Origin of the sequence: Erwinia artemisiae (genome assembly GCF_051400835.1) — a bacterium.
Taxonomy (GTDB): domain Bacteria; phylum Pseudomonadota; class Gammaproteobacteria; order Enterobacterales; family Enterobacteriaceae; genus Erwinia; species Erwinia aeris.
The window spans coordinates 103490-120619 of the sequence record NZ_JBLFFM010000002.1; the positions used below are offsets into that span (position 1 = coordinate 103490).

The following is a 17130-nucleotide window of genomic DNA, read 5'->3' on the forward strand; positions in this document are numbered from 1 at the left end:
CGGAGGCGCCATGCATCTTGACATTTCCGGCCTGGCGCAGCCTTCTGCGTCCACGCTGGTGCTCTCTGCCGGTCTGGGCGGGCTGGGCAGCTTCTGGCAGCCACAGCTCGCCGAACTGCGCAAGGCGTACCGCGTGGTAACTTACGATCAGCGCGGCACCGGACGCAGCCCGGATACGCTGCCCGCTGGCTACAGCATGCGCGATATGGCCGAAGAGCTGGCCTCGGCGCTGGCGGCGCGCGACATCGTCCGCTTCGACATTATCGGCCACGCGCTGGGCGGCATGGTGGCGATGCAGCTGGCGCTCGACTACCCCGAACGCGTGGCGCGGCTGGCGATCGTTAACGGCTGGCTGCGGCTTGACGCCCATACCCGCCGCTGCTTTCAGGTTCGTCAGGATCTGCTGCTGAACGTCGGCGTGGAAGCTTACGTTCGCGCGCAGCCGCTGTTTCTCTATCCTGCCGACTGGCTGGCGGAAAACGAAGCGCGTATCGAAGCGGAAGACGCGCTGCATAACGCGCATTTTCAGGGTACTGAAAATTTGCTTCGCCGCCTGCACGCGCTGATGAGCTGCGACTTTACGCAACAGGCCGGGCAGATTACCCAGCCAGCGCTGCTGATCTGTTCGCAGGACGATCTGCTGGTGCCGTCGATCTGCTCGCAAAAACTGTACGAGGCGCTGCCAAACGCCACGCTGGAGGCGATGCCTCGCGGCGGTCATGCCATGAGCGTGACGGAAAGCGCCGCCTTTAACGCCCTTTTACTGACCTGGCTGGACGAAACCGCGCCCGCCCACTTTTCCCCGGAGCCGCTATGGCAGAAGCCCTGAATTCCACCGCGCTGGCGACGCTGTTCACCGCCGCGCGCACCTACAATGGCTGGCAGGATCGTCCCGTCAGCGACCAGCAGCTTGCTGAACTTTATGATTTGATCAAGATGGGGCCGACCTCGGCCAACTGTAGCCCGGCCCGCTTCTGTTTTGTGCGTAGCGCGGAAGGCAAAGCGAAGCTGAAGCCTGCCCTTTCCAGCGGCAATCTGGAAAAAACCCTGACCGCGCCGGTGACGGCTATCGTCGCCTGGGATCCGGCTTTTTACGAGCAGCTACCCACGCTATTTCCTCATGCCGACGCCAAAGCCTGGTTTACCAGCAGCCCGGCGCTGGCGGAGGAGACGGCCTTTCGCAACAGTTCGCTTCAGGCGGCTTATCTGATTAGCGCCTGCCGCGCGCTCGGTCTGGATACCGGCCCGATGTCCGGCTTTGACCGGGCGATGGTCGATACCACCTTCTTCGCCGACAGCGGCTGGAAAAGTAATTTATTAGTCAATATCGGCTATGGCGACGCGAGCAAAGTCTATGCGCGGCTGCCAAGACTGGCTTTTGCCGATGCCTGCACGCTTGTATAAGGGGAAAATTATGTCTGTGGATACGTTAATGCCTGAAGTCGTGTCGGGCGTGGAAAAACAGTCGTTTCGCAACGCAATGGCGCGCCTGGGCGCGGCGGTCAACATCATTACTACCGACGGCCCTGCGGGACGCGCCGGTTTTACCGCTTCCGCCGTTTGCAGCGTGACCGATTCGCCGCCAACGCTGCTGGTGTGCCTGAATCGCTCCGCCTCCGTTTATGAGGTTTTCAACGCTAACCGCCAGCTTTGCGTTAATACGCTGGCCGCCGGACATGAGGAACTCTCCGGCCTGTTTGGCGGCAAAACGCCGATGGAGGCGCGCTTCCAGGCCGCAGAGTGGTCAACCCTGACCACAGGTTCGCCGGTGCTTGCGGGCGCGGTAGCCTCGTTTGACTGTCACGTTACGCAAATCGCCAGCGTCGGTACGCACGACGTGTTGATCTGTGAAATCCACGCGCTGGTCTGCAACGACCAGACTCACGGCCTGATCTGGTTCGATCGCGGCTACCACCACCTGGCGCGGCGGGATGCCTGATCCCCGCTCCGGCGGCTACTGATTCACTTCTCTGGAGAAGACGATGGCTGATTCCTGGTTCCCCCAATGGCGGCAGTCGGTGTCCGCCACGGGCCTTGTGGCCCCTGATGAAACGCTGCCGCCGGGCCAGACAATTATTATGGGACTACAGCACGCGGTCGCGATGTTTGGCGCCACGGTGCTGATGCCGCTGCTGATGGGGCTCGATCCCAACCTTTCGGTGATGATGTCCGGCATCGGCACCCTGCTGTTCTTTCTGATTACTGGCGGGCGCGTGCCCAGCTATCTTGGATCCAGTGCCGCTTTTGTCGGCGTGGTGATCGCGGTCACCGGCTTTAACGGCCAGGGCGTCAATCAGCATCTTGGCGTCGCGCTGGGCGGCATTATCGCCTGTGGCCTGCTGTATACGCTTATCGGCGTGGTGGTGATGAAGGTCGGTACGCGCTGGATTGAAAAGCTGATGCCGCCGGTGGTGACGGGCGCGGTGGTGATGGCGATCGGCCTGAACCTGGCGCCGATTGCGGTTCGCAGCGTCTCCTCTTCCATGTTCGACAGCTGGATAGCCGTGATGACCGTGATCTGCATCGGTCTGACGGCCGTCTTTACGCGCGGCATGGTGCAGCGGCTGCTGCTGCTGGTTGGGCTGATAGCGGCCTGGGCGATTTATGCACTGCTGACCAACGGCTTCGGCCTGGGTAAACCGGTGGACTTCGGCCTTATCGCCAGCGCGCCCTGGTTTGGTCTGCCGACCACGACCGCGCCGATTTTTAACAGCCAGGCGATGTTTACCATCGCGCCGGTGGCGATCATTCTGGTAGCGGAAAACCTGGGGCATCTTAAAGCGGTTGCGGGCATGACAGGTAAAAACCTCGATCCGTGGATGGGCAGAGCCTTTGTCGGCGACGGGCTGGCGACCATGTTGTCAGGCGGCCTGGGCGGCAGCGGCGTGACCACCTATGCAGAAAATATCGGCGTGATGGCGGTGACGAAAGTCTATTCGACGCTGGTGTTTGTGGCGGCGGCGGTTATCGCCATTCTGCTGGGCTTTTCGCCCAAGTTCGGCGCGCTGATCCATACCATTCCCGCACCCGTGATCGGCGGCGCGTCTATCGTAGTATTCGGCCTGATTGCCGTGGCCGGCGCGCGTATCTGGGTGCAGAATAACGTCGATTTGGGCCAGAACGGCAATCTGATTATGGTTGCCGTTACGCTGGTGCTGGGCGCAGGCGATTTTGCGCTGAAAATTGGCAGCTTTACCATGGGCGGGATCGGCACGGCGACCTTCGGCGCCATCATCCTTAACGCTATTCTCAGCCGACGCCGCGCCGCCGCGCTGAACGATGTGGCAAGGCAGCAAAGCTAGCTTTGTCTCTCAGCGGGCGAAGGCCGCTTCGCCCGCTTTTTCAGCTTGAGCTCGCTAATCAGCACGCCAGCGACAATCAGCGCGCCGCCGAGTAGCGCAACGCCAGGCAACCGCTCGCCCGCCACCCTTCCAACAATGCCCGCCCAAACCGGTTCACCCGCGTAGATAACCGTCGCGCGAGTAGGCGACACGCTGCGCTGCGCCCAGTTCATGGTGACCTGAATCAATGCGCTGGCCGCGCCCAGCCCCAGCGCGCTATACCATAAATAAGGGGAAGAAGCCGGTACGGCTTCGCCGTTGGGCACCATCAGCATAAACGAGCAAAGCGAGGCCGCTGCCAGCTGCACAACGGTGACTCTTTTGACGTCCACTTTGCCCGCGCTGGCGCTGATTAAAATAATTTCGCCTGCGATAGCCAGCGTGCTGAGCAGCGTCGCCGTTTCCCCGGCGCTGAACGAAAGCGAGCCGCTTTTCGGCCCGGCAAGCAGCATCAGGCCGCTAAACGCCAGCACGATACCGACCCAGGCCATCACGCCCGGCATGCGCCGCAGAAAAAGCCACTGCAGCAGCGGCACCAGCGGCACATACAGGGCGGTGATAAAGGCTGACTGGCTGCTCTCGATGGTTTGCATTCCCCAGGTTTGCAGGCCGTAGCCGCCGCTGATAGCGACGCCGATAGCCGCTCCGGCCCTGCATTCCGCCAGCGTCAGGCCGCGCAGCGACTTCCGCGCAACCAGGGCCAACAGCAGCGCCGCCGTGGCAAAACGCAGGCCAACGAAAAAGAAAGGGCCGCTGACGGTCATGGCATGGTGCACGGCCAAAAAGGTGCCGCCCCAGACCATGGTAATCAGCATCAGCACCAGCTCCTGCGAGCTGAGGGAAAATTTGTAGCGGGAAAGGAAAGACATAGCGCGCTCGTATAAATTTTTGGCGCAGTGTGGCAAGGGTTGTTGTGGGAATCAATCAGAAAAAGTTAAACGACGATCACGCCGCCGGGTGGCCCCGGCGGCGTAAGGATGGACTAACCGGATGTCTTGTCACGACTGCCCCGGCTGTTGCGTCCTCCTTTTTCCCCGGCCTGTGAAGCGCGCTGCGGGTCATTTTTAAAATTACCGCCGCTGGCCTTGCCGCCTTTACGGCCTGCTTCTGATGCTCTTTTACGGTCTTCAGCGAAATTTCCAGATCCACCACGATGTTCTGCCATTTCTTACCTCCGAATAGTTAAGCCATCATACTGCATTCATACGGTGAGCCTGTGGCTTCACCCTGGCGACGGTGGCCGCTCTTTCTGTGCACCGTCCCGTTATTAAGCATAGATTATCGACGCGAAGCGCGAATTATTTTATCAAAAAGCAGGTTTGCCAGGCGCTTTTACGGCTAAAAATTGCCGAAAATCATATTATTAAATCTAATATTTATTTTAAGCATTTTCTGGAATGTACCCGTTTTTATCCCTCGCTTTTTGCGTTTCTGCAAGCTGGAGCAGCCTCATCTATACTTTTCTATCGAACGCTGTTTAAAACCACCTACTCAGGGAGTGAACGATGGCTAAAATTTTAGTGCTTTACTATTCGATGTACGGACATGTGGAAACCATGGCGAAGGCGGTAGCAGAAGGCGCACGACGCGTCAGCGGCGCGGAAGTGACTCTGAAACGCGTGCCTGAAACCATGAACGCTGAGCGTTTTGCTCAGGTCGGCGGCAAAACCGATCAGGATGCGGCCGAAGCCACGCCGGACGAACTGCCGCAGTACGACGCTATTCTGTTCGGCACGCCGACGCGCTTTGGCAATATGTCCGGACAAATGCGCACCTTCCTTGACCGCACCGGCGGCCTCTGGGCATCCGGCGCCCTGTTCGGCAAAATCGCCAGCGTTTTCGCTTCTACCGGCACCGGCGGCGGCCAGGAACAGACGATTACCTCAACCTGGACTACACTTGCTCATCACGGCATGGTTATCGTACCTATTGGGTACGGTGCGAAAGAGCTGTTTGATATTTCACAGGTTCGTGGCGGCACGCCCTACGGCGCCACGACGTTCGCTGGCGGTGACGGCTCGCGTCAGCCCAGCGAAGATGAACTGAATATTGCCCGCTATCAGGGTGAATATGTCGCCGGACTGGCGGTAAAACTGAACGGATAACCTCAACTCACAGGAGAACAGTATGGCTACGCAACAATCTAAAGAACATCGAGTGGGAGAATGGGCAAGTATTCGTTCCACCTCGCCTGAAATTGCCGAAGCCATTTTTGAAGTGGCGAACTACGATGAGAAGCTCGCCGAGGGGATTTGGGAGCAACAGGGTAATGATGAAGTTCTGATCCGCGCGTTTGAAAAAACCGATCAGGACGTGCTGACCTGGGATAACGTCCCGGTCGAGCGTAAAAACGTCTAACCTCCACTGCGGCGAAACAGCAGTGCATTCTGCTGTTTCGTCGCGTTGCACAGCACAAACTGACACCCTTCCGCCTTGTTAAATCAATAAATCCTCTACTACGCTTATTCTCACCATTTAGCCTGACGGCCTTGAGAAGGAGCCACCATGTCCTATAAAACCATCAATCCTGCCAATAACGAACTGATTAAATCCTGGCCGGAGCATGACGATCGGCAGGTGGAAGCCGCGCTGAAAACCGCCGACGACCTTTATCATTCTTCCTGGTCCAAAGGCCCAATCCAGCCGCGCCTTCAGGTGCTGGCAAAGCTGGCCAACCTGATTGACAGCCGCGTGGACGAACTGGCAAAAACCGCCAGTATTGAAATGGGTAAACTGATTGAGCAGAGCCGTGGCGAAGTGCAGCTTTGCGCGAAGATTGCTCGCTACTATGCGGAAAACGCCGAGCGTTTCCTTGCCCCAACCTCTTATCCCACCGATCTGGGCGAAGCCTGGGTGGAAAATCACCCAATCGGCGTGCTGGTAGCCGTAGAGCCGTGGAACTTCCCTTACTATCAGCTGATGCGCGTGCTGGCGCCGAATCTTGCTGCCGGTAACCCGGTGCTGGCGAAACATGCCGCCAACGTGCCGCATTGCGCCACGCTGTTTGAAGAGCTGGTAACGGAAGCCGGCGCGCCAAAAGGCGCCTGGACTAACCTTTTCGTCAGCAACGATCAGATCGCCTCGCTGATTGCTGACGATCGCGTTCAGGGTGCGGCCCTGACCGGTTCCGAGCGCGCAGGCAGCGCCGTAGCGCAGCAGGCCGGTAAATACCTGAAAAAAACCACGCTGGAGCTGGGCGGCAACGACGTCTTCGTAGTGCTGGACGACTGCGATTTGGATAAAGCCGTGAAGGCTGGCGTTGGCGCGCGCCTGAGCAACTGCGGCCAGGTTTGCACCGCCGCTAAACGCTTTATCGTGCAGGAAAAAGTGGCCGATGCCTTTATCGAAAAATTCACTCAGGCCTTCCGCGAAGTGAAGATCGGCGATCCGCTGGATAAAAGCACCACGCTTGGCCCACTCTCTTCCGCCAGCGCGCGCGATACGCTGGTTAAGCAGGTGGAGAACGCGGTAGCCAAAGGCGCGAAGCTGCATCTGGGCGGCAAGGCGGTAGAAGGCGAAGGCTGTTTCTATGAGCCGACAATCCTTTCCGGCATTACCCGCGACAACCCGGCTTACTTTGAAGAGTTTTTCGGCCCGGTTGCGCAAATCTATGTGGTAAAAGATGAGGAGGAAGTGGTGAAACTGGCCAACGATTCGCATTACGGCCTTGGCGGCTCGGTCTTTACCAGCAATATCGAGCGCGGCAAAACCCTGGCCTCGCGCATTGAAACCGGTATGGTTTATATCAACTCCGCCAGCGATACCGCACCAGAACTGCCGTTTGGCGGCGTGAAACGCTCAGGCTACGGCCGCGAGCTTTCCGATCTGGGCATCAAAGAGTTTGTAAACCAGAAACTGGTTGTGGTCAGCAAAGGCTGATCGCCAGACGTAAAAAAGGCCGACAGCGTCGGCCTGAAATCAGGTTCTGACAGAGCATGATAAGACCGGCAATCAGCCGGTCTTTTTTTCGCCCGCCGTCAGGAAGATTTGTTTTCCGTCTGCGCTGCCGGAGCCGCTTTGTCGTCCGCAGGCTTGCTGGCGGTATCGGCCGCGTTGTTATCCACCGGCGCGGCGTTAGCTGATGTCTTTTCGGCATCAGCTTTATCAGCAGCGGCTTTATTGGCCGCAGCTTTCTCCTCAGCGGCCTGTTTTGCCGCGGCGTTGTCCGCTGCGGCTTTGTCAGACGCCTGCTTTGCTGCCGCTTTATCAGCAGCCGCTTTATCGGCGGCGGCCTTATCCGCTGCGGCTTTCTCCGCCGAGGCTTTCGCTTTCGCGGCTTTGTCCGCTGCAGCTTTATCAGCAGCGGCCTTATCGGCGGCCGCTTTGTCGCTGGCGGCTTTCTCCTGCGCGGCTTTTTCATTCGCTACTTTTTCGGCCGCGGCTTTATCCGCCTCGGCTTTGTCCGCTGCCGCTTTATCCGCAGAGACTTTGGCCTGCGCCGCTTTTTCGGCCGCCGCTTTATCCGCTGCTGCTTTATCGGCTGCGGCCCTATCGCTGGCGGCGGTTGCCTGGGCTGCCGCCATCGGCGTACCGGCAATGGCTTTATTCAATACCTGAGTAAACTGATCCCACGGGCAAAAGCCGTTGGCATCGGTCTTACAGCCGTTCATCTCAAGCGTCACGCGTTTTGGCGGCGTATCCAGAGAAAGTGGCGTCGCGTCGCGCAGCTGATCGCTGCTCTGGTAAACGTATTCCACCTTCACCAGCTCCTGATTGTTTTTCTTGTCGTGCCAGCGCTGGAACTGGATCATACCGCCGATTGGCGTACGTTCAAACTGGCCGGGCAGCGTGTAGGCTTTAAAATCCAGCGCGCTCAGCAGCGAAGCGATATTGGAATCGTGCCCCACCATCAGGGTCACCTTTGGCGCACTGGCTTTATCTTCATCCACCAGCAGGCTGCGGATATAGTCGACCAGCGGCGCCGCTACGTCGCGCGCCACTTGCGGCGAGGTAAACAGCGTATCCTGATAGCCATTTTTGATCGCCGACAGCTCTTTCCACTGCTCAGGGGTTTTAATCTGTCCCCAGGCGACCTGGTCGGTCGGCAGACCTTCATAATATTGCAGGGTAAAGGCGTCAACCAGCGAGTTGCCCACCTTCAACGGGCCGCTTACCGTTGGCTCTTTACCGTTTTCCGCAAAGAATTTGTTCTGGTTGGTGCTGCTCAGGTCGCACTGTTTTTTGCCATCGCAGGCCGGCGAGTTTTTATAATCAATGATTTTTTCCAGCCGCTGGAACGCTGGCTTCAGCGTCAGCTTTTCGGCGGTGCTGTTCATCGCGGTCAGCGCCTGCTGGTTAAAGGCTTCACTGCCGTCGGTAATAATCGGATTAAAGACGGGATCCATGGTTCCCATTTCATCCTGATGGGAAACCGCGACGTCGCAGCCGGGGAAAGCGCCGGTAATAAAGTACTGTGCCGTAGCAACGGTACGCTGCAGGCTATTGGCATAAGCGTAAATTTCATCGCTGCCCGGACACTGGTCCTGTTTGATCAACCCTTGCTGCGCCAGCCACTCGCGGGTATAGCGTCCCATATAAACTTCCAGCACGCCGCCTTTCGTCGTGAGCTGGCCGCCCGGTACGTCCCACTGCGGCCACTTCTTCTTCGTCGACTGCGCCAGCACGCTGCCGTTGTCGGCCAGCGGCGCCCGAAGATTATGGCGGCTCATCATTAACACCTGTTCAAGCTGATAGTTATCGTCGGCGGCGAAAGCGGAGAGGCTGGTCAGAGCCGAGCAGACCGCCAGCGCGCAAAGACTATACTTTTTAATCATGTGTTTTTTCCATTGATCCAAGGGTAAATCACCCGGCCAGCAAAGCGATACGTCCGGCAAAAGGCGGGCGTCGGAAAAGCTCGCCGCCGCACGGCAAAATGGGGCCGGGACCGGGCATTATTCGTGTTGAGAATATAGCAGACTATCGCCTTTGCCGTTACGGCGCATCAGGAGATTGAAAAGAAACGGGATGTTTTTCGTAAGCAGGATAATCGTCCGGCAGAACAGGGCCAGTGAGCAGGTAGAAAATAAAAAGCAGAACGCAGAAAGCAGAAAGCAAAACGGGCCGGCAATTGCCGACCCGTTAAATTTGATGGCGGAGGAGGAGAGATTCGAACTCTCGAACGGTTTCCCGTCGCCGGTTTTCAAGACCGGTGCCTTCAGCCACTCGGCCACCCCTCCGCACTTTTACCATCTGCACCTGAAGTGCATCTGATGGCGCGCAGTATAGGGGAAAGCCCAAAGGCTGCCAAGCATTTTTTTAGCTATTTTGTTGAATTTATGCGCTTTTATACATCTTTTTTTTGGTTGCTCAGGAAATGCGCCGCAGTGGTTCAAAAAGCCGCCAACAACGGGCCTGGAATAGCTAACAGCGATGCCGTAATAAGATAAGGTAGTTGAGAGTGGTTGAGTGGTTGAGTAGTTGAGTGGTTGAGTAGTTGGGCTGTTGGGCTGTTGGGCTGTTGGGCTGTTGGGCTGTTGGGCTGTTGGGCTGTTGGGCTGTTGGGGAAGCAGGGATCCTAAATCAGGCAACTATGCCATATCACGCGCAAAGCAAAACGGGCCAGCTTTCGCTGACCCGTTGAATTTGATGGCGGAGGAGGAGAGATTCGAACTCTCGAACGGTTTCCCGTCGCCGGTTTTCAAGACCGGTGCCTTCAGCCACTCGGCCACCCCTCCGCAATGACCCGAACTATAAACATCCTCCGCGCCAATGTAAAGCAGGGCCTGATTCAACTGCCGCAAAAACAGCCAGTTTTGGTTTTTTTGTTGTTATTAGCGCCAGCCTGCTCACAGAAACGCCGCCTTAACGAGTAAAGAAGGGTAAAACGTCTTCCCCCCTTCAGGCGCGGTCCTTATTCTCACTGCAATCTAATGACCTTAAGAGGCATTTCTATGGATCGCATCGTTACTCATACCAGGCAAAGCTCGCTGCTTGCCACGCATAAAGTTTTGCGTAACACCTATTTTCTGCTGGGGCTGACGCTGGCTTTTTCAGCGGTCACCGCCACGCTCAGCACCGTCTTCGCCCTGCCCGCGCCGGGCTTAATCATTATGCTGGCTGGCTTTTATGGCCTGATGTTTCTGACCTACCGCCTGGCGGACAGCCCAACCGGCATTCTGGCTGCCTTCGCTTTTACCGGCTTTCTCGGCTACTGCCTGGGGCCGATGCTGAATACCCTGCTGTCGGCGGGCATGGGCGATGTTATCGGCCTGGCGCTCGGCGGCACCGCGCTGGTGTTCTTCTGCTGTTCAGCCTACGTGCTGACCACACGCAAAGATATGTCGTTCCTGGGCGGCATGATGATGGCCGGTTTTGTGGTGCTGCTGGTGGCCGTTCTGGCTAATCTGTTTTTGCAGATCCCTGCCCTGCATCTGGCGATTAGCGTGATGTTCGTCCTGTTTTCTTCAGGCGCTATCCTGTGGGAAACCAGCAATATTATCCACGGCGGCGAAACCAACTATATTCGCGCCACCGTCAGCCTGTATGTTTCCATCTACAACATTTTTGTCAGCCTGCTGAGTATCCTTGGTATGTCCCGCAGCAACTGATGCGCTGAACAAAGACAACAAGCCCCGCAGCGCGGGGCTTTTTTTTGCTCATCCGCGCCGGAAAATTTTTGGTAAACTGCATCCCGGTTATCAATACAGAGGCAAAACGGTGTTTTTTGACGGTAAAGAAATTTCGCGCGACGCGCAGGGGTATCTGACTAAAACTTCGGACTGGAGCGAGGCGCTGGCTCCGCTGTTGGCGGAGGAAGAAGGCATTGAGCTGAGCGAAGCCCACTGGGAAGTCGTGCGCTTTGTACGGGAGTTCTATCTGGAATTTAATACTTCTCCAGCCGTGCGCATGCTTGTTAAAGCCATGGCGAAAAAATATGGCGAAGAGAAAGGCAACAGCCGCTACCTGTTCCGCCTTTTCCCTAAGGGCCCGGCAAAACAGGCAACTAAAATTGCCGGCCTGCCTAAACCGGCTAAATGCCTGTAGCGGCGGTCTTTATCCGGTGGTGAAACCCGCAGGCTGCTCCTGAAGCGCACAGGGTTCCGTCAGCACTTTGTCGACCCTGGCCGAACGCGGCCCGCCCGCCTTCAGCCAGGCAATCAGCGCCTCGACCTCTTTTTCCTCCCCACAGGCCAGTACCTCCACACTGCCATCGTCAAGATTGCGGGCATAGCCATTCAGCCCGCGCGCGGGCTTCGTGCTGGGTTGTATAGCGAAATCCCACGCCCTGTACGCTGCCGTGGACCCACGCTCGTTTACAGATTGCCGTCATATTTCCCCCTGAAGAGACAGTTTGCTTTTTGTGGCCAGGCACCGGACAATGACGCCTGTTTTTCTGACTGTAAGCATAGCAAATATGACCGTTCGTTTGATTCTCGCTAAAGGACGTGAAAAGTCCTTACTCCGCCGCCATCCCTGGGTTTTCTCCGGTGCCGTAGCCCGTATGGAAGGCAAAGCCCAGTCGGGCGAAACCATTGACGTTTGCGACAGCCAGGGTAAATGGCTGGCCCGCGCCGCTTGGTCGCCCGCTTCGCAAATCCGCGCCCGCGTCTGGAGCTGGGAACAGGATGAAGCGATCGATATCGCTTTCTTTACCCGCCGTTTGCAGGCAGCTCAGCAGCTGCGCGACTGGCTGGCGGAGCGCGACGATCTCGACAGCTATCGCCTGATAGCCGGCGAGTCTGACGGCCTGCCGGGCATCACCATCGATCGCTTTGGCAATTTCCTGGTGCTGCAGCTGCTTTCCGCCGGTGCCGAATACCAGCGCGCCGCTCTGATTACCGCACTACAGCACTGCTATCCGCAATGCGCCATCTACGATCGCTCTGACGTATCGGTACGTAAAAAAGAGGGTCTTGAGCTGACGCAGGGCGTGGTGCTGGGCGAAACGCCGCCTGAACTGCTGCCGATTACCGAACACGGTATGAAACTACTGGTCGATATTCAGACCGGCCATAAAACCGGCTACTACCTCGACCAGCGCGACAGCCGGCTGGCTACGCGCCGCTACGCAAAAGATCGCCGCGTGCTGAACTGCTTCTCCTATACCGGCGGCTTTGCCGTTTCGGCACTGATGGGCGGCTGCCAGCAGGTGATCAGCGTCGATACCTCACAGGCGGCGCTGGATGTGGCTCGCCAGAACGTAGAGCTGAACGGTCTGGATCTCAGCAAAGCGGAGTTTCTGCGCGATGACGTATTTAAATTGCTGCGTCGCTATCGCGAAAGCGGAGAAAAATTCGATCTAATCGTGATGGATCCGCCAAAGTTTGTTGAGAATAAAAACCAGCTGGCCGGCGCCTGCCGTGGCTATAAAGATATCAACATGCTGGCAATGCAGCTGCTAAATCCTGGCGGGATGTTGATGACGTTCTCCTGCTCCGGCCTGATGCCTACCGAGCTGTTCCAGAAAATTATTGCTGATGCTGCGCTCGATGCACAGCGTGATGTACAATTTATAGAACAGTTCAGGCAGGCAGCCGATCACCCGGTGATCGCCAGCTATCCGGAAGGTCTCTATCTGAAAGGATTTGCCTGCCGCGTGCTGTGACTTGAAAACGCTAACGCTGCCCCCATAAAGGATGACAGGGTTATGTTTCTCGGGAGGTCACGATGATTGCCAGCAAATTTGGACTTGGCCAGCAGGTACGACACAAGCTGCTGGGTTTTTTAGGGGTGGTGGTTGATGTGGATCCGGAATACTCGTTAGAGGATCCTAAAATTGACGATATCGCCGACGGCGCGCTGCGTAATGCCCCGTGGTATCACGTTGTAATGGAAGACGATAACGGCGAAACGGTGCACACCTATCTGGCGGAAGCGCAGCTGGGCTGGGAGATACCGGGCGAGCACCCCGAGCATCCTTCAATGGATGAACTCGCCGCTTCCATTCGCAAACAGCTGCAGGCGCCACGCCTCAGAAACTGACAAAGACCCCGCTTGCGGGGTTTTTTATTATCTGCCCAACCCCAGACGAGGAATTTCTATCATTGGGCAACGATCCATCACCACTTTCAAACCCGCATCGGCAGCCAGCACCGCAGCCTGCTCATTGATGACGCCCTGCTGCAGCCACAGCGATTTGGCACCTATCGCTATCGCCTCCTGCGCCACGCCCCAGGCCGCTTCCGAATTACGGAACACGTCAACCATATCCACCGGCTCGGGTATCTCTTCCAGCTTTGCATAAACCCGCTGTCCCAGCAGCGTTTGCCCGGCCAGTTTAGGGCTGACCGGCGTCACCTTGTAACCCTGCCCAAGCAGATACGCCATCACGTAATGGCTGGCCCTGGTGGGTTTCTCGCTGGCGCCTACCAGCGCGATATGGCGAGTCGTTGTCAAAACTTCATTAATAATGTTGTCGTCCATAGCGGCTCCGTTAACTATTTCTGTTTTGCAAGACGATCGTATTTTGCGCTTATAATCATAGCCGCAAAAGATTTAGCATGAATAAATATGTAAAAATGTTAATATGCTGTCATACTGAAAGACTTTGATACATTCGCTCTTTTTTATATTTCGGGCATCTGGAGAAACAATGAAGCTGGGTCTGCTCCTGACAGGGTTGATGGCAATGTGGGTTGCGGCTGCGGCCCATGCAACCACCTTAAAACTCGCGCCTGAGATCGATCTGCTGGTGCTCGACGGTCATAAAATTTCCGGTTCACTGCTGAAAGGCGCCGATGGGCTTGAACTGGAGCAAGGACAGCACCAGCTGCTGTTCCGCGTACAAAAAAGGCTGGAAAACAGCCATACCTCGTCCTGGCGTTCGCCGCCGCTGATCGTGACTTTTACTACCAACGTTAAATCAATTGCTATCGCGTTGCCCGCTATCCGCACGTCTGCCCAGGCACGTGCGTTTGCCCATCACCCCGATTTTCAGCTGCATGACGAGCACGGCAAGGTTGTGCAGAGCGAGCAGGACACACTGACCGGCACCGCTGGCGAAAATTATGAACGGGAAATGGCGGCTTATAATATGCAGGGCCATTCGGCTTCGGTGCCTCGCTTTGCGCAGCCGCATACTACCGGCAGCCCGACCGACGATACGCTGACTTTCGCCAGCAGCCATTATCCGGCTGGCCGGGTACTGCAGTTATGGTATCAACAGGTTGACGCCGCTACCCGCCAACGTTTTGTTCTGCTGATGAAAGCCTTCCGCACAGGTTAAGCCTGCCCTGCTGGCATCCCGGGATCGGAAGCCGTATAGTTTGCTTTTCAACGAAACAGGATATCGCCATGGAGCAGACTACCCGCACCCTCGGGGAAAAAAAACATATTGCGCTGGTCGCGCACGATCACTGTAAAGCCTCAATGATGGCGTGGGTCGACAGCCATAAAGCGCTGTTGCAGCACCATACGCTGTATGCAACCGGCACCACCGGCAATCTGATCCAGCGCGCCACCGGCCTGCCGGTTACCGCTATGCTAAGCGGCCCAATGGGCGGCGACCAGCAGGTAGGCGCACTGATTTCGGAAGGCAAAATCGACGTGCTGATTTTCTTCTGGGATCCGCTGAACGCGGTACCGCACGATCCTGACGTCAAAGCGCTGCTGCGCCTGGCAACGGTCTGGAATATCCCTGTTGCGACCAATCGCACCACCGCCGACTTTATTATTCATTCTCCGCTGTTCGCACAGCCGCTTGATATTTCTATTCCTGACTATCAACGTTATTTGCAGGCGCGCCTGCAGTAGACGCCACGGGCGTGCCGGATTACGGCTTGCGTAACAGCGACACGCCCATGCGTTTAAATTCTGCTACAAAGCCTGACGGCGCATCGCTGTCAAACAGCAGCCAAACCTGTTTTTTCGCCCGCGTAATGGCGACATAGGCCAAACGCCGCTCTTCGGCGTCGGGAAAATCTTCCGGCTGCGGCAGCAGCGCCTGCTCGATAACCGACTCTCTGGCGGCGGCCGGAAACCCATCCTCGCCGCTTTTTAATCCCAGCACCAGTACGTAATCTGCTTCCTGCCCCTTGCTGGCGTGTATCGTTGCAAAAGAAATATTCAGGCCCGGCCAGCGCGTCTTCGCTTTAGCCAGCAGCGTCGGTTGCTGGTAGTGGTAGCGCGCGAGGATCAGGATTTCTTCTTCCTGCGTGACGTAGCCGCTGAGCTTATTCAGCAGCGCTTCCAGCTGTGACTCAGGCAGCAACGAGAGCGCTTTTTTAGTGCCTTTGCTCAGGCTGTTCAGCGGCTTTTTCAGCTGGGACGGATTGCGCTGGATGAAGTCATTGGCTATTTCGCCAATACGCTCGTTGAATCGCCAGGTCGTGTCCAGCACGCAGCGTTCGCCTTCGCCAAAATAATGATGAAAGGCGGTAGTGAGCGCCATCTCCGCGCCGCTAAAGCGATAAATCGCCTGCCAGTCATCGCCCACGGCGAACAGCGAAGTCTGACTGTTTTGCCTGCGCAGCGCCGCCAGCAGAGCCGCTCGCTGCGGCGACATATCCTGAAATTCATCGACCAGAATGTGCTTCCACGGGCTGATAAAGCGTCCTTTTTCCAACACGGCGATCGCCTGATGGATCAGCCCGGCGAAATCTACCGCGCCTTCTTCTTTCAGTGCGCTTTTCCAGGCTTTTAACAGCGGCGCCATCAGTTTGACTCGTTTGCTGAACAGCTCGCGAACCGCTTCCGGCGCGGATTCGATCATCGCGGCCTGCGCGCCGCCGTGCATCCGCATGAGCTCCAGCCAGCGCTCCAGACGCTCGCCGACTCTGTTGGCCAACGTCTCATCCTGCCAGTAAGCGTCTTCGTCCAGCTCCCAGCCCAAATCCTCATGAAGCCACTGCCGCCAGCCGCTGGCCTGCGCTTTTTTCTCGCTGCACTGTTGCTGCCAGGTTTCTGTCAGCAGCCTGCGCCTCAGCGCGCCGTCGGTTTCCAGCTTGCTAATCACTGGCGACCTGTTGCTGCCCTGCTGAATAATGTGCAGCGCCAGGGAATGAAAAGTGCGCGCTTCAACGTCATCACTACCGAGGCGCGTTTTAAGCCGGTGGTTCATTTCTTCCGCGGCCCGACGGCCAAATGACAACAGCAGAATTTGCTCTGCGGCAGCCGCTTTACGCATCAGCAGCCAGCCTGCACGTGCCACCAGCACCGAGGTTTTCCCGCTGCCCGCCCCGGCCAGCACCAGCACCGCTTCCTCGCCGTTGACTACTGCGCTGGCCTGGGAGGCGCTAAGCGGTGAACTTTCGACGCCGGCAAAAAAATCGGCATACTGCGCCAGCATTTTTTCCGTCCAGCGCCTGTTGCGCTGCTGACGCTGCGCCTCGCTGTTTTCCAGCCAGCGCTGACAGAAAAGGTATGCTTCGCGACAGGATTCAAACTCTTCAAGACGGCTGACGGGCAAAGGCTGAGAGGAGAAAGCATCCCGGATTTTTTCGCCCCAGTTCGCCACTTCCTGACGTTTCAGCCAGCGATCCTGCTGCTCAAACTCGCTCAGGCTGGCAACCTGCTGCTGTAAAACTTCGGCGGCGATCGGGCTCATCTGCTGGCTCCACGCCTGCCACGCCTGGTTAAGGTAGTGATAAAAACGCTGCGTTTCCTGCCACTCCGTGCCGTGCAAACGCACCACTTTATTATCGGGCAGCGAAAACTCCAGCTCTCCCCAGACCAGTCCGCGCTTGCAGCGGATCGCCAACAGCTGGTTAAAAGGGATCAGGTATTCATGCTTCTGACCACTGACTTCGACGCCGGCTGCGAGCAGACGCACCCGATTATAGGGATGCTGCGCCAGATGCTTACCCAGCGAGGTTGCTTTCAGTTCCATAGAGGCTCTCGGGCTGCGGTTAAT

General features: G+C 57.2%; 18 protein-coding genes, 2 tRNA genes and 1 pseudogene. 13 read left to right on the forward strand and 8 right to left on the reverse strand.

Annotated elements, in window-relative coordinates; genetic code table 11:
- Positions 1–10: 10 nt before the first annotated feature.
- Genes rutD through rutG form a run of 4 tightly spaced genes read left to right on the forward strand, consistent with a single transcriptional unit; the run spans position 11 to position 3302 of the window.
- Entirely contained in the window at positions 11–829 is an 819-nt protein-coding gene (gene rutD, locus ACMGEE_RS05085; protein ID WP_436829766.1) for a pyrimidine utilization protein D, read from the forward strand.
- Entirely contained in the window at positions 814–1404 is a 591-nt protein-coding gene (locus ACMGEE_RS05090; protein ID WP_369894874.1) for a malonic semialdehyde reductase, read from the forward strand. The genes rutD and ACMGEE_RS05090 overlap by 16 nt, the downstream gene beginning before the upstream one ends.
- Before the next feature lie 10 nt (positions 1405–1414).
- Entirely contained in the window at positions 1415–1939 is a 525-nt protein-coding gene (rutF, locus tag ACMGEE_RS05095) for an NADH-dependent FMN reductase RutF (RefSeq protein WP_369894875.1), read from the forward strand.
- A 43-nt stretch (positions 1940–1982) separates the two neighbouring features.
- Positions 1983–3302 (forward strand): pyrimidine utilization transport protein G, encoded by a 1320-nt coding sequence (gene rutG / locus ACMGEE_RS05100; protein ID WP_301251186.1) that lies wholly within the window; start codon positions 1983–1985, stop codon positions 3300–3302.
- Here the strand turns inward: rutG and ACMGEE_RS05105 are convergent.
- Together ACMGEE_RS05105 and ACMGEE_RS05110 are read right to left on the reverse strand one after the other, a co-directional pair.
- Entirely contained in the window at positions 3299–4210 is a 912-nt protein-coding gene (locus ACMGEE_RS05105; RefSeq protein ID WP_370733887.1) for a DMT family transporter, read from the reverse strand. The two genes, rutG and ACMGEE_RS05105, sit on opposite strands and share 4 nt — an antisense overlap.
- A 113-nt stretch (positions 4211–4323) precedes the next feature.
- Complete coding sequence (locus ACMGEE_RS05110; protein ID WP_125288670.1) at positions 4324–4506, reverse strand: con-10 family general stress protein; 183 nt, start codon at positions 4504–4506, stop codon at positions 4324–4326.
- A 340-nt stretch (positions 4507–4846) separates the two neighbouring features.
- Between ACMGEE_RS05110 and wrbA the strand changes: the two genes are divergently transcribed.
- The 3 genes from wrbA to ACMGEE_RS05125 all read left to right on the forward strand — a co-directional run bounded on the left by wrbA (position 4847) and on the right by ACMGEE_RS05125 (position 7220).
- Entirely contained in the window at positions 4847–5446 is a 600-nt protein-coding gene (gene wrbA / locus ACMGEE_RS05115; RefSeq protein WP_253454660.1) for an NAD(P)H:quinone oxidoreductase, read from the forward strand.
- 22 nt (positions 5447–5468) lie between these two features.
- Complete coding sequence (locus tag ACMGEE_RS05120) at positions 5469–5699, forward strand: YccJ family protein (RefSeq protein WP_253454661.1); 231 nt, start codon at positions 5469–5471, stop codon at positions 5697–5699.
- A 147-nt stretch (positions 5700–5846) separates the two neighbouring features.
- On the forward strand, positions 5847–7220 hold the full coding sequence (locus ACMGEE_RS05125) for an NAD-dependent succinate-semialdehyde dehydrogenase (RefSeq protein WP_436829767.1): 1374 nt from the start codon (positions 5847–5849) through the stop codon (positions 7218–7220).
- A gap of 98 nt (positions 7221–7318) precedes the next feature.
- On the opposite strand, the gene agp is transcribed toward ACMGEE_RS05125, so the two are convergent.
- The 3 genes from agp to ACMGEE_RS05140 form a co-directional block, all read right to left on the reverse strand.
- A complete protein-coding gene (agp, locus tag ACMGEE_RS05130) occupies positions 7319–9115 on the reverse strand; it encodes a bifunctional glucose-1-phosphatase/inositol phosphatase (protein WP_436829768.1) in 1797 nt (598 codons plus the stop codon).
- 314 nt (positions 9116–9429) lie between these two features.
- A tRNA-Ser gene (locus ACMGEE_RS05135) sits at positions 9430–9517 on the reverse strand.
- Between the two features lie 410 nt (positions 9518–9927).
- Positions 9928–10015 (reverse strand) — tRNA-Ser (locus ACMGEE_RS05140).
- Positions 10016–10231: 216 nt separating this feature from the next.
- On the opposite strand from ACMGEE_RS05140, the gene yccA reads away from it, so the two are divergent.
- Positions 10232–10888 (forward strand): FtsH protease modulator YccA, encoded by a 657-nt coding sequence (yccA, locus tag ACMGEE_RS05145; RefSeq protein WP_253454663.1) that lies wholly within the window; start codon positions 10232–10234, stop codon positions 10886–10888.
- Between the two features lie 109 nt (positions 10889–10997).
- Entirely contained in the window at positions 10998–11324 is a 327-nt protein-coding gene (gene tusE / locus ACMGEE_RS05150; RefSeq protein ID WP_253454664.1) for a sulfurtransferase TusE, read from the forward strand.
- Between the two features lie 9 nt (positions 11325–11333).
- Here the strand turns inward: tusE and yccX are convergent.
- Positions 11334–11610 (reverse strand): annotated as a pseudogene (gene yccX, locus ACMGEE_RS05155) (acylphosphatase).
- 84 nt (positions 11611–11694) lie between these two features.
- Between yccX and rlmI the strand changes: the two are divergent.
- Both rlmI and hspQ read left to right on the forward strand, forming a co-directional pair.
- Positions 11695–12885, forward strand: a complete 1191-nt coding sequence (gene rlmI / locus ACMGEE_RS05160; RefSeq protein ID WP_253454665.1) for a 23S rRNA (cytosine(1962)-C(5))-methyltransferase RlmI — start codon at positions 11695–11697, stop codon at positions 12883–12885.
- Between the two features lie 62 nt (positions 12886–12947).
- Positions 12948–13262 carry a heat shock protein HspQ gene (gene hspQ / locus ACMGEE_RS05165; protein ID WP_253454666.1) on the forward strand — a complete coding sequence of 105 codons (315 nt, stop codon included), beginning with the start codon at positions 12948–12950 and terminating at the stop codon, positions 13260–13262.
- 27 nt (positions 13263–13289) lie between these two features.
- Here hspQ and ACMGEE_RS05170 read toward each other — a convergent pair whose 3' ends face one another.
- On the reverse strand, positions 13290–13703 hold the full coding sequence (locus tag ACMGEE_RS05170; RefSeq protein WP_253454667.1) for a CoA-binding protein: 414 nt from the start codon (positions 13701–13703) through the stop codon (positions 13290–13292).
- A 169-nt stretch (positions 13704–13872) separates the two neighbouring features.
- Between ACMGEE_RS05170 and ACMGEE_RS05175 the strand changes: the two genes are divergently transcribed.
- Together ACMGEE_RS05175 and ACMGEE_RS05180 are read left to right on the forward strand one after the other, a co-directional pair.
- Positions 13873–14505, forward strand: coding sequence for a YccT family protein (locus ACMGEE_RS05175; protein WP_436829769.1), 633 nt, complete (start codon positions 13873–13875; stop codon positions 14503–14505).
- A 68-nt stretch (positions 14506–14573) separates the two neighbouring features.
- Positions 14574–15032 (forward strand): methylglyoxal synthase, encoded by a 459-nt coding sequence (locus tag ACMGEE_RS05180; RefSeq protein WP_253454669.1) that lies wholly within the window; start codon positions 14574–14576, stop codon positions 15030–15032.
- Between the two features lie 19 nt (positions 15033–15051).
- On the opposite strand, the gene helD is transcribed toward ACMGEE_RS05180, so the two are convergent.
- Positions 15052–17106, reverse strand: coding sequence for a DNA helicase IV (gene helD / locus ACMGEE_RS05185; RefSeq protein ID WP_436829770.1), 2055 nt, complete (start codon positions 17104–17106; stop codon positions 15052–15054).
- Between the last annotated feature and the right edge of the window lie 24 nt (positions 17107–17130).

Excerpts from the sequence above, each read along its gene's own strand:
- ACMGEE_RS05175 (WP_436829769.1), top strand. The coding sequence starts at position 13,873 with ATGAAGCTGGGTCTGCTCCTGACAGGGTTGATGGCAATGTGGGTTGCG.
- rutG (WP_301251186.1), top strand. The coding sequence starts at position 1,983 with ATGGCTGATTCCTGGTTCCCCCAATGGCGGCAGTCGGTGTCCGCCACG.
- ACMGEE_RS05180 (WP_253454669.1), top strand. The coding sequence starts at position 14,574 with ATGGAGCAGACTACCCGCACCCTCGGGGAAAAAAAACATATTGCGCTG.
- ACMGEE_RS05120 (WP_253454661.1), top strand. The coding sequence starts at position 5,469 with ATGGCTACGCAACAATCTAAAGAACATCGAGTGGGAGAATGGGCAAGT.
- rlmI (WP_253454665.1), top strand. The coding sequence starts at position 11,695 with ATGACCGTTCGTTTGATTCTCGCTAAAGGACGTGAAAAGTCCTTACTC.
- ACMGEE_RS05170 (WP_253454667.1), bottom strand. The coding sequence starts at position 13,703 with ATGGACGACAACATTATTAATGAAGTTTTGACAACGACTCGCCATATC.
- yccA (WP_253454663.1), top strand. The coding sequence starts at position 10,232 with ATGGATCGCATCGTTACTCATACCAGGCAAAGCTCGCTGCTTGCCACG.
- rutF (WP_369894875.1), top strand. The coding sequence starts at position 1,415 with ATGTCTGTGGATACGTTAATGCCTGAAGTCGTGTCGGGCGTGGAAAAA.
- ACMGEE_RS05090 (WP_369894874.1), top strand. The coding sequence starts at position 814 with ATGGCAGAAGCCCTGAATTCCACCGCGCTGGCGACGCTGTTCACCGCC.
- agp (WP_436829768.1), bottom strand. The coding sequence starts at position 9,115 with ATGATTAAAAAGTATAGTCTTTGCGCGCTGGCGGTCTGCTCGGCTCTG.
- rutD (WP_436829766.1), top strand. The coding sequence starts at position 11 with ATGCATCTTGACATTTCCGGCCTGGCGCAGCCTTCTGCGTCCACGCTG.
- hspQ (WP_253454666.1), top strand. The coding sequence starts at position 12,948 with ATGATTGCCAGCAAATTTGGACTTGGCCAGCAGGTACGACACAAGCTG.
- helD (WP_436829770.1), bottom strand. The coding sequence starts at position 17,106 with ATGGAACTGAAAGCAACCTCGCTGGGTAAGCATCTGGCGCAGCATCCC.
- ACMGEE_RS05110 (WP_125288670.1), bottom strand. The coding sequence starts at position 4,506 with ATGGCAGAACATCGTGGTGGATCTGGAAATTTCGCTGAAGACCGTAAA.
- ACMGEE_RS05105 (WP_370733887.1), bottom strand. The coding sequence starts at position 4,210 with ATGTCTTTCCTTTCCCGCTACAAATTTTCCCTCAGCTCGCAGGAGCTG.
- wrbA (WP_253454660.1), top strand. The coding sequence starts at position 4,847 with ATGGCTAAAATTTTAGTGCTTTACTATTCGATGTACGGACATGTGGAA.
- ACMGEE_RS05125 (WP_436829767.1), top strand. The coding sequence starts at position 5,847 with ATGTCCTATAAAACCATCAATCCTGCCAATAACGAACTGATTAAATCC.